General features: G+C 76.3%; 14 protein-coding genes. 6 read left to right on the top strand and 8 right to left on the bottom strand.

Annotation, left to right across the window (positions count from 1 at the left end):
• Position 1 precedes the first annotated feature (1 nt).
• From AB3388_RS20295 to AB3388_RS20285, 3 genes are read right to left on the bottom strand one after another with little or no spacing between them, the layout of a single operon-like run.
• Positions 2 to 328: a hypothetical protein gene (locus AB3388_RS20295; RefSeq protein WP_495407124.1), complete on the bottom strand. Its 327-nt coding sequence runs from the start codon at positions 326 to 328 to the stop codon at positions 2 to 4.
• Between the two features lie 44 nt (positions 329 to 372).
• Positions 373 to 1,986, bottom strand: coding sequence for a GMC family oxidoreductase (locus AB3388_RS20290; protein ID WP_495407123.1), 1,614 nt, complete (start codon positions 1,984 to 1,986; stop codon positions 373 to 375).
• Complete coding sequence (locus tag AB3388_RS20285) at positions 1,983 to 3,500, bottom strand: aldehyde dehydrogenase family protein (RefSeq protein ID WP_495407122.1); 1,518 nt, start codon at positions 3,498 to 3,500, stop codon at positions 1,983 to 1,985. The genes AB3388_RS20290 and AB3388_RS20285 overlap by 4 nt, the downstream gene beginning before the upstream one ends.
• A gap of 113 nt (positions 3,501 to 3,613) precedes the next feature.
• On the opposite strand from AB3388_RS20285, the gene AB3388_RS20280 reads away from it, so the two are divergent.
• The 3 genes from AB3388_RS20280 to AB3388_RS20270 are packed head-to-tail and all read left to right on the top strand — an operon-like array spanning position 3,614 to position 7,886.
• Positions 3,614 to 4,180 (top strand): GNAT family N-acetyltransferase, encoded by a 567-nt coding sequence (locus AB3388_RS20280; protein ID WP_495407121.1) that lies wholly within the window; start codon positions 3,614 to 3,616, stop codon positions 4,178 to 4,180.
• A 3-nt stretch (positions 4,181 to 4,183) separates the two neighbouring features.
• Entirely contained in the window at positions 4,184 to 7,123 is a 2,940-nt protein-coding gene (locus tag AB3388_RS20275) for a sacsin N-terminal ATP-binding-like domain-containing protein (protein WP_495407120.1), read from the top strand.
• Between the two features lie 13 nt (positions 7,124 to 7,136).
• The gene (locus AB3388_RS20270) at positions 7,137 to 7,886 is read left to right on the top strand and encodes an enoyl-CoA hydratase-related protein (protein ID WP_495407119.1); all 750 of its coding nucleotides are present in this window, start codon (positions 7,137 to 7,139) and stop codon (positions 7,884 to 7,886) included.
• Here the strand turns inward: AB3388_RS20270 and AB3388_RS20265 are convergent.
• Positions 7,883 to 8,467 carry a PaaI family thioesterase gene (locus AB3388_RS20265; protein ID WP_495407118.1) on the bottom strand — a complete coding sequence of 195 codons (585 nt, stop codon included), beginning with the start codon at positions 8,465 to 8,467 and terminating at the stop codon, positions 7,883 to 7,885. The two genes, AB3388_RS20270 and AB3388_RS20265, sit on opposite strands and share 4 nt — an antisense overlap.
• A gap of 24 nt (positions 8,468 to 8,491) precedes the next feature.
• Between AB3388_RS20265 and AB3388_RS20260 the strand changes: the two genes are divergently transcribed.
• Positions 8,492 to 9,730 carry an acetyl-CoA hydrolase/transferase family protein gene (locus AB3388_RS20260; RefSeq protein ID WP_495407117.1) on the top strand — a complete coding sequence of 413 codons (1,239 nt, stop codon included), beginning with the start codon at positions 8,492 to 8,494 and terminating at the stop codon, positions 9,728 to 9,730.
• Between the two features lie 17 nt (positions 9,731 to 9,747).
• Positions 9,748 to 10,227, top strand: coding sequence for a pyridoxamine 5'-phosphate oxidase family protein (locus AB3388_RS20255; RefSeq protein ID WP_495407116.1), 480 nt, complete (start codon positions 9,748 to 9,750; stop codon positions 10,225 to 10,227).
• On the opposite strand, the gene AB3388_RS20250 is transcribed toward AB3388_RS20255, so the two are convergent.
• From AB3388_RS20250 to AB3388_RS20240, 3 genes are all read right to left on the bottom strand, one after another.
• Positions 10,224 to 10,823, bottom strand: a complete 600-nt coding sequence (locus tag AB3388_RS20250; protein ID WP_495407115.1) for an NUDIX hydrolase — start codon at positions 10,821 to 10,823, stop codon at positions 10,224 to 10,226. The two genes, AB3388_RS20255 and AB3388_RS20250, sit on opposite strands and share 4 nt — an antisense overlap.
• Positions 10,824 to 10,863: 40 nt before the next feature.
• Positions 10,864 to 11,229: a hypothetical protein gene (locus AB3388_RS20245; RefSeq protein ID WP_495407114.1), complete on the bottom strand. Its 366-nt coding sequence runs from the start codon at positions 11,227 to 11,229 to the stop codon at positions 10,864 to 10,866.
• Between the two features lie 181 nt (positions 11,230 to 11,410).
• Positions 11,411 to 11,695: a hypothetical protein gene (locus AB3388_RS20240; RefSeq protein ID WP_495407113.1), complete on the bottom strand. Its 285-nt coding sequence runs from the start codon at positions 11,693 to 11,695 to the stop codon at positions 11,411 to 11,413.
• Between the two features lie 221 nt (positions 11,696 to 11,916).
• Here AB3388_RS20240 and AB3388_RS20235 point away from each other — a divergent pair, with 221 nt between their 5' ends.
• Positions 11,917 to 12,216 carry an STAS domain-containing protein gene (locus tag AB3388_RS20235; RefSeq protein WP_495407112.1) on the top strand — a complete coding sequence of 100 codons (300 nt, stop codon included), beginning with the start codon at positions 11,917 to 11,919 and terminating at the stop codon, positions 12,214 to 12,216.
• Positions 12,217 to 12,237: 21 nt separating this feature from the next.
• Here the strand turns inward: AB3388_RS20235 and AB3388_RS20230 are convergent, their stop codons facing one another.
• Positions 12,238 to 13,791, bottom strand: coding sequence for an acyl-CoA synthetase (locus tag AB3388_RS20230; protein ID WP_495407111.1), 1,554 nt, complete (start codon positions 13,789 to 13,791; stop codon positions 12,238 to 12,240).
• Positions 13,792 to 13,890: the final 99 nt, after the last annotated feature.

Genomic DNA, 13,890 nt, shown 5'->3' with positions numbered 1-13,890 from the left:
CTCAGCCGCGGCCCCGGGGGAGGCTGCGGGTCCGGGCGGTGAACCGGGCGACGGCGGCGCGGCGGCGGTCGTCGGCCCGGCGCCGCTCGGTGGCGAGGCCCTCGGCGAAGCCGCGGGCGTACCAGAGCGGTGCGTTGACCACGAGGCCGCTCGGCGGGGGACCGGGCTGGTCGTCCCAGAGCCACGCGGCGAACTCGTCGGGGTCGCGGCCCCGGCACACGGGGCAGGCGGGGGACGCCGTCGGCTCGAATCGTGCGGCGAACCGTCCGTCGGCGCGGCCGAGCGACCGGGCCGACTCGAGCAGGTCGGCGTAGGACGGGGTGTTCACACCTCGTCAGAGCGCGGCAGCCGGCCCCGGATACGGGTCCTGCGTCAGGCGGCGCCGGCGAGGTCGGGATCGACGCTGCGGCCGGTGATCAGGTCGGCGGCCCGCTCCGCGATCATGATCGTCGGCGCGTTCGTGTTGCCGCGCACCAGCGTCGGCATGACCGAGGCGTCGACCACCCGCAGCCCCTCGAGCCCGTGCACCCGCAGCTGCGGGTCGACGACGGCGAGGTCGTCGGTGCCCATCCGGCAGGAGCCGACCGGGTGGTACAGCGACTCGAGCGTCTGCCGGACGGCGCGCCGGAGGTCCTCGCGTCGATGCGCGGTGCCGCCGGGCGACCACTCCTCGGCCAGCACCGGGGCCAGCGGGGCGACGCCGGCGATCTCCCGGGCCTTCGCCACGCCGGCCACCAGCGCGTCGAGGTCGCGCTCGTCGGTGAGGTAGCCGGCGTCGATCGCCGGCGCCCACGTCGGATCGGCCGACCGCAGCCGCACCGAGCCGCGCGAGTGCACGTGCACCAGCACGGTCGCGGCGGTGAACGCGTCGACGTCCGGATCGACCTCGGCCTGCCGCCAGAACTTCACCGGGAGGAAGTGGAACTGCAGATCGGGCTCGGCGAGGTCGTCGCGGGAGCGGGTGAACAGGCCGGCCTCGGCCAGGTTGGAGGTCAGCGGGCCGCGCCGGGCGCCGAACCACTGCGCGTACCCCGACGGCGACTCGGCCCGGAACAGCGACTTGCCGGAGCGGACGTGCCAGATCACCGGGACGAGCGGGTGGTCCTGCAGGCCCAGGCCCACGCCCGGCAGGTCGTGGACGACGTCGACGCCGACCTCGCGCAGGTGTCCGGCCGGGCCGATGCCGGAGAGCAGCAGCAGTTGCGGCGAGTTGATCGCCCCGCCGGCGAGGACGACCTCGGCCGCCGCCCGCGCGGTGTGCAGCGTGCCGCCGCGGCGGTACTCGACGCCGGTGGCCCGGCCGGCCTCCACCAGGACGCGGGTGGCGTGCGCGCCGGTGAGCACGGTGAGGTTGGGCCGGCCCAGCGCCGGCCGCAGGTAGGCGTCGGCGGCCGACCAGCGCCGTCCGCGCCGCTGGGTGACCTGGTAGAAGCCGACGCCCTCCTGCCGGGCGCCGTTGAAGTCGTCGTTGCGCGGATAGCCCGCGGCCACCGCCGCCTGGACGACGGCGCGGCTCCACCGGTGCGGCGAGCGGAGGTCCTCGACGCGCAGCGGACCGCCGACGCCGTGGTACTCGTCGGCGCCGCGGGCGTTGTCCTCCATGCGCCGGAACACCGGCAGCACGTGGTCGTAGGACCAGGCGTCGTCACCGGTCAGCTTCGCCCACTCGTCGTAATCGGCGGCCGCGCCGCGGATGTAGATCATCGCGTTGACCGACGACGAGCCGCCGAGCATCTTGCCGCGCGGCCAGAACAGCCGCCTGTCCTCGAGCCCCGGCTGCGGCTCGGTCGTGTAGTTCCAGTCGCGGCGGGTGCGCCACAGCTTGTACAGCGCCGCGGGCACCTTGACCTCGAGGACGTCGTCGGAGCCGCCTGCCTCCAGCAGCAGCACCCGCAGCGACGGGTCCTCCGTCAGCCGTCCGGCCAGCGCGCTCCCGGCCGAGCCGGCGCCGACGACGACCACGTCGTACTCGTGCTCAGGGCTCACCGGTGCCGCCCGTGCACGAGACCCATGACGCGGGCGAGTGCGTCGGCGGCCCGTGCCGGCCGGCCGAAGCTCATCAGGTTGACCGGGATGGACAGCCGCTGGCGGGTGATCGCCTTGGCGCGGGTGAACTCCTTGAGCCCGTCCTCGCCGTGGATCCGGCCGAAGCCGCTCTCGCCGACGCCGCCGAACGGCAGGGCCGGGATCGAGGCGAAGGTGAGGACCGAGTTCACCGACGTCATGCCGGTGCGCATCCGGCGGGCGAGATCCATCGCGCGGTCCTTGGACCGGGAGAACACCGCGCCGGCCAGGCCGTAGGAGGTGGCGTTGGTGCGCTCGAGCGCCTCCTCGGCGTCGCGCACCTTCGCGATGGTCAGCGTCGGGCCGAAGGTCTCCTCGCGGACGGCGGCCGAGGTCTCCGGCACGTCGAGCAGCACGGTCGGCGCGACGAACCCGCCGTCCACGCTGCCGCCGACGGCGGCGCGGCCGCCGCTGCCCGTCGCGTCCTCGAGGTGCCGGCGGATCACGTCGGCCTGCGCCGCCATCGTCATCGGGCCGTAGGCGGCCTCGTCGTCCGACCCCGGCCGGAGGTTCTGCACCTTCTCGGTGACCGCGGCGACGAACGCGTCGTAGACCCGTTCGGTGGCGTAGACGCGCTCGATGCCGATGCACGTCTGCCCGGCGTTGCTCATCGCGCCCCACACCGCGGCGTCGGCGGCGGCGGCCACGTCGGCATCGTCGTCGACGATCATGGCGTCCTTGCCGCCGAGCTCCATCAGCACCGGGACGAGGTTCTCGGCGCACGCGGCCATGACCTGTCGGCCGGTCGGGGCCGAGCCGGTGAAGGCCAGCTTGTCGACGCCCGCGCGGCACAGCGCGGCGCCCGTCGAGCCGAAGCCGGTGACGACCTGGAAGGCGTCCGCGGCGTCGGGGACGGCGGCGCGCCAGGCGGTCGCCAGCCAGGCGCCGATCGCGGGGGTGTGCTCCGACGGCTTGAAGAGGACGGCGTTGCCGGCCGCCAGCGCGTAGCCGATCGAGCCCATCGGCGTGAACACCGGGTAGTTCCACGGGCCGATCACGCCGATGACGCCGAGCGGCTGGTACTCGAGGTAGGCGGTGTGGTTGGCGGCGAGCATCCCGGAGCTGACCCGGCGCGGGCCGAGGGTCTTGCGGGCGTGGTTGCCGGCCCAGGCCAGGTGGTCGATCGCCAGGGTGATCTCGAGGATCGCGTCGGCGTGCGGCTTGCCGTTCTCCCGGTGCACCAGGTCGGCCAGCTCGTGCATGCGCCGGGCGAGGTAGCCGCGGTAGGCGGCCAGCCGCTGCCTGCGCCCGTCGTACCCGAGCGCGCGCCACGCCTCGGCGGCGGGGCGGGCGCGCTCGACGGTCTCCCGGACGGCGCCGGCGTCGTGCACCGGGAAGACGCCGACGACCGCGCCGGTGGCCGGGTCGGTGGACTCGAACGTCTCGGCGGTGGCCTTGTCCGTCTCGGAGTCGGACATCCGATCGGCGAGCGACATGGCCGGAGGCTACCCGCGAAGTTACCGGTGCGTAGCACAAGGACCCCCTGCCCCCACGGCTCGCACGCTCGCCGCGGGACCCTGCAGGGGGCCCGATCTGCGAGTCTGGGCCGGTGGAGATCGAGGTCCGGCAGGTGGACGGCGCTCTGTTCGACGACGTCCAGACGGTGCTCGGCGCCAAGGGGCCGGCCGCCCGCTGCCAGTGCCAGGGGTTCCGGATGGGCTGGTACGAGCGGCACACCGACGACGTCCCGGGCCGCCGCGAACGGCTGCGCGACCAGGTGCTCGAGGGCTACGGCCTCGTGGCGCACCTCGAGGGCGAGCCGGTGGGCTGGTGCTCGGTCGCGCCGCGCACCGACTACCCCTACCTGCGCGAGACCACCTGGAAGGGCCGCGCCGAGGACAAGGACGACGCGGGCATCTGGGCGGTCACCTGCTTCGTGACCCGGGCCGGCTACCGCCACCGGGGCGTGAGCCGCGCGCTGGCCGCCGGCACGGTCGACCTGGGCCGCGACGCCGGCGCCAGGGCCGTCGAGGCCTATCCGATGAAGCCGGCGCCGGGCAAGGAGGTGACCTGGGGGGAGATGCACGTCGGGGCGCTCAGCGCCTTCCTCGCTGCCGGGTTCCGGGTCGTGCACGTGCCGTCGCTGCGCCGCGCGATCGTGCGCTACGACTTCTAGCCCGTGACCGATCCCTTCGACACCGCCGCGATCCGGCGGCGGGTGCTGGCGGCCTGGGCGGACTCCCCGGCCCGCTTCCGCGAGGACGCCAACGCCGAGGAGGACCTGGTCCGCGGCGGCTACCGCGACCGGCTGCTGGTCGAGCTGGCGCAGAACGCCGCCGACGCGGCGGTCCGCGGCGGCGTCGCCGGCCGGCTGCGGCTGGTGCTGACCGGGGACGAGCTGCGGGCGGCCAACACCGGCGCCCCGCTCGACGCCGCCGGCGTGCAGGCGCTGGCGACGCTGCGGGCCTCGGCCAAGCGGGACGGTTCGGCGACCGTCGGCCGCTTCGGCGTCGGCTTCGCCGCGGTGCTCGCGGTCAGCGACGGGCCGGCGGTGCTGTCGAACAGGGGCGGGGTGGCGTTCAGCGCCGTCCGCACCCGGGCCGAGGTGGCCGCCCTCCCACCGCTGGCCGACGAGCTGGCCCGGCGCGACGGCGCCGTCCCGGTGCTCCGGCTGCCCTGGCCGGCCGAAGGGTCCCCGCCGGAGGGCTTCGCCACCGAGGTCGTGCTGCCGCTGCGGCCCGGCAGCCGCGCCGCCGTCCGCACCGCGCTGGACGGGCTGGACGCCGAGCTGCTGCTCGCCCTGCCCGGCCTCGAGCGCATCGACGTCGTCGTCGACGGCGCCACCCGCACCGCGGAAAGGGGACTTTCGGCGCCGAAAGTCCCCTTGAGCGACGGTGGGAGGACGACGGTCTGGCAGGTGGCGCAGCGGTCGGCGGAGCTGCCGGCCGGGCTGCTCGCGCAGCTGTCCGTGGAGGAGCGGGAGCGGCGCGGTTACACCGTCACCTGGGCGGTGCCCCTGGACGACGACGGGCGCCCGGCGCCGCTGCCGGGCCGCCAGGTGGTGCACGCCCCGACGCCCAGCGACGAGCCGCTGTCGCTGCCGGCGCGGCTGATCGCGCCGTTCCCGCTCGGCCCCGACCGCCGGCACGTGCTGCCCGGTCCGGTCACCGACGCGCTCGTCGACGTCGTCGCCGGCACCTACGCCGACCTGCTCGCCGCCCTGCCGAAGGACGCCGCGGTCCTCCGGCTGGTGCCGCGGGTCGGGCTGGCCGCCGCCGAGCTCGACGCCGCGCTGTGCACCGCGGTCCTCGACCGGCTGCGGGCCACCACGTGGCTGCCGGTCGCGGGGGAGGACGACGCCGTCCAGCCGCCGGGGCGGGCCGCCGTGCTCGACGCCGCGACCGACGAGCGGGTCGCCGCCCTGACCGGCGCGGTCCCCGGCCTGCTGCCCGCCGCCTGGTCGCGGCGCACCGACGCCCCGGCGCTGACCGCGCTCGGCGTGCGGCGCATCGGCCTGGCCGATGTCGTCGAGGCGGTCCGGGGCGTCCAGCGGCCGCCGGGCTGGTGGGCCGCCCTGTACGCCGCGCTCGCCGACGCCGACCGCGAGGAGCTCGGCGCGCTGCCGGTCCCGCTCGCCGACGGGCGCACCGCGCACGGCGCGGCCGGCGTCCTGCTGCCCGAACCCGGACTGCCCGCCGACCGCCTCGGGCCGCTCGGACTGCGGCTGGCCGATCCGGCAGCGGTCGACGGCCCGGCCGCCCGCCGGCTCCTGGAGCGGCTCGGCGCCCGCCCCGCGACCGCGGCCGCGGTGCTCGCCGACCCCGCCGTGCGCGAGGCGGTCGAGCAGTCGGTCGACGCCGCGGAGGACCCGGCGGCTCTGGCCGACGCCGTGCTGGCCCTGGTCTCCGCCGTTGGCACGCACCCCGGGGAGCTGCCGTGGCTGGCCGAGCTGGCCCTGCCCGACGCCGACGGCGGCTGGGCGCCGGCCGGCGAGCTGCTGCTGCCGGGCTCGCCGCTGGCCGCCGTCCTCGCCGACGACGCCCTCGGGGTGCTGGATCCGGGCTTCCCGGCCGACCGGGACGCGCTGCGCGCCGCCGGCGTGCTGGACACCTTCGCGCTGGTGACCGCGGCCGACCCGGACGACCTCGATGTCGACGGGGCGGAGGAGTGGGCCGACGCCGTCCTCGACCGGCTGCCGCCGGACGTGCCGCCGCCCGACTGGCCGGAGCTGACCGCCGTCCGCGACCTGGAGCTGGTCACCGACTGGCCCGGCGCGCTCCGCCTGCTGGCCGCGCTGCCCGCGGCGGCCTGGGCCGACGTCCGGCTGGGGCAGACGGCCGTTCCGTCGTACCTGCGCTGGTGGCTGTCCACCCATCCGGTCCTGGTCGGACGGCGGCCCGACCGGCTGCGCGACCCGCGCGGTACCTCGTTACAGGGGCTGTACGACGCGGCCGACGCCGACGAGGCGTTGCTCGAGCTGCTGCGCCCGCCGGCCGGCCTGGACGACGTCCTCGCCGACGTCGACGGCGCGCTCGACCTGCTCGCCCGGCTCGGCGACCCGGCGCGCCCGGTCCGGCCCGAGCTGCTGCGCGGCGTGTACGCGCGGCTCGCCGCGGCGCTGGACGGGGTCGACGTCGACCCGCCCGCCCGCGTCCGGGTGGCGCCGGACCGGGTCGCCGAGGACGCCGTCGTCCTGGACGCCCCCTGGTTGCAGTCGCTGGTCGATGCGCCGCTGGTGCCCGCCGGCGGGGCGCCCGACGCCGTCGCCGACCTGCTCGACCTGCCGCTGGCCAGCGAGCTGGTCAGCGGCGCACCCGACGGCACGCCCGACCGCCGGCTGCGCTGGGACGACGTCCCCGGCGCCGGGCTCGCGGCGGCGCGCCTGGGCGTGCCAGGGCTCGACGGCGAGGTCGCCGTCCACGACCGGCTCACCGTGGCCGGACGGCGGGTGGCCTGGTGGCCGGGCGCGGACGTCGACGCCGTGGACGGGACGCCGGACGCGCTCGGCCGGGCGCTGGCCTGGCGGGCGGGCGCGTGGCCGCTGCGCCAGGCGCTGGCCGAGGCGTTCGCCCACCCCGAGCGGGCGGCGGAGCTGGGGGCCGAGGACGGGTTCGAGTGAGAGGGAGGAACACGTGCGGGTGACCACGGAGGTGCACGAGCGGGTGCTCGTCGTCCGGATGGACCGGGTGGACAAGCGCAACGCCGTCGACGCGGCGATGACCGCGGAGCTGAGTGCCGCGCTCGACCGCCTCGAGGACGACGACGAGCTGTGGGTCGGCGTGCTCACCGGCGGGCCCGGCGTCTTCTCGGCGGGCACCGACCTGATCGCCGGGGCGGGCGAGCCGACCGAGCGCGGCGGGAACTACGGCGTGGTCCGGCGGCGGCGCGGCAAGCCGCTGATCGCCGCGGTGGAGGGCCTGGCCCTCGGTGGCGGGATGGAGATGGTGCTCGCCTGCGACCTGGTCGTCGCCGCGCGCGGCGCCGCGTTCGGGCTGCCCGAGGTCGCCCGCGGCGTCGTCGCCACCTGCGCCGGGCTGTTCCGTGGCCCCCGCGCCCTGCCGCTCAACGTCGCCCGCGAGCTGCTGCTCACCGGCGACCGGCTCTCCGCCGAGCGGGCCGAGCGGCTCGGCTTCGTCAACGTGCTCACCGAGGACGGCGGCGCCGTCGCGGCCGCGATCGAGCTGGCCGCGCGGATCTGCCGCAACGCGCCGGTGTCCGTGCGGGCGTCCCTCACCGCCGTCGAGGAGACCGTGGCCGCCGACGACGAGCTGGGCTGGGCCGCCACCGCCCGGGCGATCGACACCGTCTGGGCCTCGGAGGACCGGGACGAGGGGCTGGCCGCGTTCGCCGAGAAGCGCGAGCCCGTCTGGAAGGGCCGTTAGAGGGGGGTGAGCACGAACAGCGCCTCGGCCTCGGCGCAGACCCGGTCGCCGTCGAGCAGCCGGCCCTCGACGAAGCGCTTGCGCCCGTCCGCGCGGACCACGGCGCCCTCCACGCACAGCTCGGTGCCGGGCGGCGTGAGGCTGCGGTAGGTCACGTGCAGGTAGGCCGTGCGCGGCAGCCGGCCGTCCCGGGCGCCCGCCAGCTGCCCCAGCAGCTCGTCGAACACCAGGGAGACCGCGCCGCCGTGCACGGCGCCGACGCCGACGTGGAAGCGGCCGAAGGTGACCCGCGCGCGGATGCCGGTGTCCGTCCACTCGTCCACGGTCGTGGGGGGCGCGAGCGTCTGGCCGCGGCCGGGCGCGCGGTCCAGCTTCCCGGCCAGCTGGGCGAGCGCGTCCACGCCCCACGGCTCCAGCAGCGCGGCGGCGGCCCGCAGGTGCTCCAGCGCCTGCGCCGACACCTCGGGCGGGGGGACGGCGGCGGCCGCGGCATCCTGCACCTCCCGGAGGGCGTCGGCGACGGCGAGGTATCCGCGGACCGTGCCCGGGACCCGCTGGGGCTGCGTCGTCTCCTCGGGCACGCCGCGACGATACGGTCGGGGCCGATGGCACTCGTCCTCGACGGCGCCGACGGCCTCGACCTGTCGCGCTGGATCCGCCCCGGCGACGGCCTGGTGTGGGGTCAGGCGTGCGCGGAACCGGCGGCGCTGACCGCCGCGCTCGCCCGGCAGGCGCCGGCGCTCGGTCCGCTGACCGCCTTCGTCGGCACGACCTACGCCGACGCGTTCGACCCGGCGGCGGCGCCGGACCTCCGGCTGCGCTCCTACGGGGCGAGCGGCCGCAACCGCGCCTGGCACGCCGCCGGCCTGCTCGAGGTGCTGCCGGTGCACTACTCGGCGCTGGCCGGGCTGCTGCGCCGGCGGGTGATCCCCGCCGACGTCGTCCTGCTGACCCTCGCCCCGCCCGGCCCGGACGGCCGGTACCCCCTGTCGCTGGCCGACGAGTACCTCTCGGCCGCGGCCGCCGGCGCGCGGGTGGTGATCGCCGAGGTCAGCCCGGCGTTCCCGAGCATCCCCGGCGCCCGCACCCTCGGCCCGGAGGAGATCGACGTCGTCGTCCGCACCGACCGCGCCCCGGTGACGTGGACGGCGCCGGAGCCCGACGACGTCGAGAAGCAGCTGGCCCGGCAGGTCGCGGCGCTCGTGCCGGACGGCGCCGTCGTGCAGATCGGCATCGGCTCGTTCCCCGGCGCGGTGCTCGCCGCCCTCGGCGAGCACAACGACCTCGGCATCCACTCCGGCCTGTTCGCCGACGGCATGGTCGACCTCGTCGAGCGCGGCGTCGTCACCAACCGGACCAAGCCGATCGACCGCGGGGTCAGCGTGGGTGGGGTGGTGATGGGCGGGGCGCGGCTGATCGAGTGGCTCGACGGCAACCCCCGCGTCGCCCTGCGGGACACCTCCTGCACCCACGACGTCGCGGTGCTCGGCTCGCTGCCGCGGTTCACCTCGGTCAACACCGCGCTGGAGGTGGACCTGACCGGCCAGGTCGGCGCGGAGGCGATCGGCGGGCGCTCCGTCGGCGGCATCGGGGGAGCGGTCGACTTCACGCGCGGTGCGCAGCGCTCGGACGGCGGGCTGCCGATCGTGGCGCTGCCGGCCTCCGGCCGCGGGCGCAGCCGGATCGTCGAGCGGCTGTCCGGCCCGGTCACGATCGGCCGGGCCGACGTCGGCGTCGTCGTCACCCAGTTCGGCGCCGCCGACCTGCGCGGGCTCGGGCCGGCCGCGCGCCGGGAGGCGCTGCTGGCGATCAGCGACCCGGACTGCCCGCCGGAGGAGGGCTGATCCGGCATCCTGCGGCCATGACCTCACCGACCCAGCAGCGCCGCGGCCGGCGGATCGCCATGACCCCCGACGAGCTCGACGCGTTCCTCCGCGCCGAGCACACCTGCCGGGTCGCCACGACCGGCGCCGACGGCCGGCCGCACGTCGTCCCCCTGTGGTTCGTCTGGGACGGCGCGAGCCTGTGGCTGCACTCCCTCGTGCGCAGCCGGCGGTGGGCCGACCTGGTCCGGGACCCGCGGGTCGCCGTCGTCGTCGACGCCGGCACCGAGTACTGGGAGCTGCGCGGCGTGGAGCTCACCGGCCGGGCCGAGGTGGTCGGCGACGTCCCGCGGGGCGCCGATCCGGTGCCCGAGCTCGCCGACCCGGAGCGGCTGTTCGCGCGCAAGTACACCGGCTCCGACGAGTTCGTCTCCGACGGCCGGCACGGCTGGCTGCGGGTCCGGCCGGAGAAGGTCGTCAGCTGGGACTTCCGCAAGAACCCCGCGTTGCGCGGCTAACGCCAGGCGAACACCGGCTGCTCGTAGTGCGCCACCCGCTGCACCTCGCCGCGGCAGGCGATCCGGCAGAACTGGTGCACGATCGCCGCCGTCGGCGCGTGCACCAGCCGGTCGAACAGCGGCAGCTGGATCACCGGCGCGTCGGACTCGGGGATGCGGACGAACCGCGGTTCGACGTCGAGGTCGGCCAGCGGCACCTGGTGGACGGCGGCGACCTCCGCCTCCGCGCCCACCAGGTCGCCGGCCGGGCCGGCCCAGCAGACGACCGGGGTCATGACGTACCCGGAGCGGGTCACGTAGTCGTCCAGCACCCCGAGGACGGCGTCCGCGCCGAGGACGAGCCCGACCTCCTCGCGGGTCTCGCGCAGCGCCCCCTCGACCGCGGTCTCGCCGGGCTCGCGGCGGCCCCCGGGCAGCGCCCACTGGCCGGCGTGCCCCCGCAGCCGCGCCGCCCGGCGGGTGATCAGCAGGCACGGCACGCCGTCGTGCTCGGTGACGCAGACGGCGACCGCGGCCTGCTTGAGCTCCGGCCGGTCGGCGGCGACCCGGGGGAAGCCGGCCAGCCGTGCGGCGACGGTCTCGCGGGTCAGGGGCACCCCGCGAGGTTACGGAACGCCGGCCCCACAAACGATGCGCTCAGAACCAGCGCGGCGCGGCCATCGCGCCGGGCGCGTGGCCGTGCCCGTTCGACGGCCGCCCGCGGGCGCCACGCCCGGCCGGCGCCCCGGGGGAGGGCGCCCGGGACCGCGTCCAGGCCTCGAACAGCGACCGCCACTGCTCGGCGGTCAGCGCGCCCGGCCGGGCGGTGGACGCGAGCCCTTCCCGGTGCAGCCAGCGGACTCCGGCCGGTCCGGGGAGGACGGCGCGCAGGCCCGGGCCGAGCGCGGAGGAGGCGAGGACGGCGGAGGTCAGCCGATCGAAGCGGGCGGCGTCGTCGTCGGGCAGCGCCGCGCGGGCGGCAGCGGCCGCGCCGTCGGCGGGGGAGTGGGCAGGGCGGGACATGCGGGCCTCCTGCGGGCAGGCGGGAACCCCGGCCGCGGACACGCGGCGGCAGGGCGGGAGGAGCGGGGAGCGCCGTCAGGGCGCGAGCAGGAGCGGCTCAGCAGGCCGCTCGGGGCGCGGGGCGGTCAGCGGTTCCGCATGGCCGCACGGTAGGCAGCCGCCGCGGCGGCTGTCGACGCAATTACTCCCCGGCCGCCTTGCGGGCCTGCCGGGCCTCCCACCGGGCGCGGTCGCGGGCACGGGCGTCCTTGGTCCGCTCCCACTTCTCGGCCCGCTTCCGGGCGCGGGCCAGCTCCCGCTGCTCGAAGGTCGGGTGCCGCTCCCAGTCGGCGGCCAGCGCCGCGACGGTGACGAGGGTGGCGACGATGATCGCGACGAATGCGGCGATGACCGGGTCGAGGACCAGGAAGGCCAGGACGGCGACGACCGCCCACACGAGCCCGCCGACCAGCCACCGCTTCGCCACGTCCCCAGTATCCGCGCCGTGCGCCGACCCTTGCGGTGGCGACGGGCACTCCGTACGGTTCGGGTTGCGGTTCAACAGCAAGCCGTGAACTGCCAGTGTCGGGTTGTGCGTCGTTTCGACGCCGTATCGCTCCCATTGGTCCGGTCCTCCCACTCTGAGAGGTACTTGTGACCGCAACTCTCGACCAGCCCAGCGGCGAACTGATAACCGTCTCCGTCGCCTTGTCCGGATCCACCGCGCGGCTCACCGCCGCCGGTGAGATCGACTGCTCCTCGGCCCCGCAGCTCACGACCGAGCTCAACCGCGTCCTCGACGCCGGGGTCCGCGAGCTCACCGTCGACCTCGCCGGGGTCACCTTCCTCGACTCCGCGGGCCTGTGCGCCCTGGCCGCCGTGCACCGGCGGGCCGTCGCCGAGGACGTCACGCTGCGGGTGCTCGCCGCGAGCCGTGCGGTGATCCGCCCGCTGCAGATCACCGGCCTGTGGCAGCTGCTCGCCGTCGAGCAGGTCGCGACCAGCTGAGGCCCCTGCAGGGGCCCGCCGCTACGCCGGGGACGACTGCCCGGCGTAGCGGCTCCGGAGGACGTGCTTGAGCAGCTTGCCGGTCGGCGTCCGGGGCAGCTCGTCGACCGCCTCGATGCTCCGCGGCCACTTGAACTTCGCCAGCCGCGACCGGCAGAGGTCCAGCAGCTCGGTCTCGAGCTCCGGCGTCCAGGTGACGCCGGCCGCGGGCTGGACGACGGCCTGCACCCGCTCGCCCATCTCCTCGTCGGGCAGCCCGATCACCGCGACGTCGTAGACCGCGGGGTGCTCGATGAGCACGTCCTCGATCTCCCGCGGGTAGATGTTCACGCCCCCCGAGATGATCATGTGCGACTGGCGGTCGGTGAGGTACAGGAAGTGGTCCTCGTCGAGGTAGCCCATGTCGCCGACGGTGGCCCAGTTCGGGTGGTCGGGGTGCTGGGCGGCGGCGGTCTTGGCCGGGTCGCCCAAGTACTGGAACGACAGTTCCTCGCGCTCGAAGTAGATGACGCCGGTCTCGCCGGTCGGCAGGTCGCGGCCGTCGTCGCCGACGACGTGCGCGATGCCGAGGACGCCGTCCTTGCCGACCGAGCCGGGCTTGGCCAGCCACTGCTGGCTGTCGATGAAGGTGATCCCGATGCCCTCGGTGGCGCTGTAGTACTCGTAGAGCACCGGGCCCCACCAGTCGATCATCGCCCGCTTGACCTCGACCGGGCAGGGCGCCGCCGCGTGGATCGCCACGCGCAGGCTCGAGACGTCGTAGCGGCTGCGCACCTCCTCCGGCAGCTTGAGCATCCGCACGAACATCGTCGGCACCCACTGGCTGTGCGTGACCCGGTGCTCCTGGATCGCGGCGAGCGCCTTCTCGGCGTCGAAGGACTCCAGCATCACGACCGTGCCGCCGGTCGAGTGGACGACGCCGACGAAGCGCAGCGGCGCGGCGTGGTAGATCGGCGCGGGGGAGAGGTAGACGGTGTCGGCGCTGAAGCCGTACATCGGCTGGAAGACCGCGACGTAGGTGTCGCCGGGCTCGGTCACGTCGCGGCCGGGCAACTGCGGCTTGATGCCCTTGGGCCGGCCGGTGGTGCCCGAGCTGTAGAGCATGTCCGCGCCGCGGGGCTGCTCGGCCGGGGGCACCGGGTTCGCCGCCGCGAGGGCCGCCTCGTAGTCGCCGAAGCCGTCGATCGGGCCGGCGAAGGCCAGCGTCTCGGTGATCGCCGGGGCGGCCGCGCGGACCTCGCGCGCCAGGTCGGCCAGCGCGGCCGAGGCGATGAGCACCCGCGCGCCGCAGTCGCCGACGATGTAGGCCGCCTCGGCGGCGGTCAGGTGCCAGTTCACCGCGGTCACGTAGAGCCCGGCCCGCTGGCAGGCCCAGTACACCTCGCAGGCCTGGGGGCGGTTGTCGGTGAGCAGCGCGACGACGTCCCCGGTGGCGAGGCCGAGCCCGCGCAGGTGGTCGGCCAGCCGCGCCGAGCGCTCCTCCAGCTGCCCGTAGGTCAGGGTTTCGCCGGAACCGGCCATGATCACGGCGGGCTTGTCGGGCGTGGTGGCGGCGAACGCACCGGGATAGGGCACTGGTCCTCCTCGCGTGAGACGACCGTCACCCTCGCAGACCCGGGTCGGGCGGGTCGAGGCGGGCCGGGGCAGACTGCGACCTGCAGGGGGAGAGGGACC

It is taken from the genome of Geodermatophilus sp. SMS 5-13, from assembly GCF_059428245.1.
Note: the sequence above shows the minus strand (reverse complement) of the source record. Positions and strands in the feature narration are given on the sequence as shown.

Coding starts and splice junctions, on each gene's coding strand:
- AB3388_RS20260 (WP_495407117.1), top strand. CDS start 8,492: ATGGCACTCGTCCTCGACGGCGCCGACGGCCTCGACCTGTCGCGCTGG.
- AB3388_RS20285 (WP_495407122.1), bottom strand. CDS start 3,500: ATGTCGCTCGCCGATCGGATGTCCGACTCCGAGACGGACAAGGCCACC.
- AB3388_RS20255 (WP_495407116.1), top strand. CDS start 9,748: ATGACCTCACCGACCCAGCAGCGCCGCGGCCGGCGGATCGCCATGACC.
- AB3388_RS20245 (WP_495407114.1), bottom strand. CDS start 11,229: ATGTCCCGCCCTGCCCACTCCCCCGCCGACGGCGCGGCCGCTGCCGCC.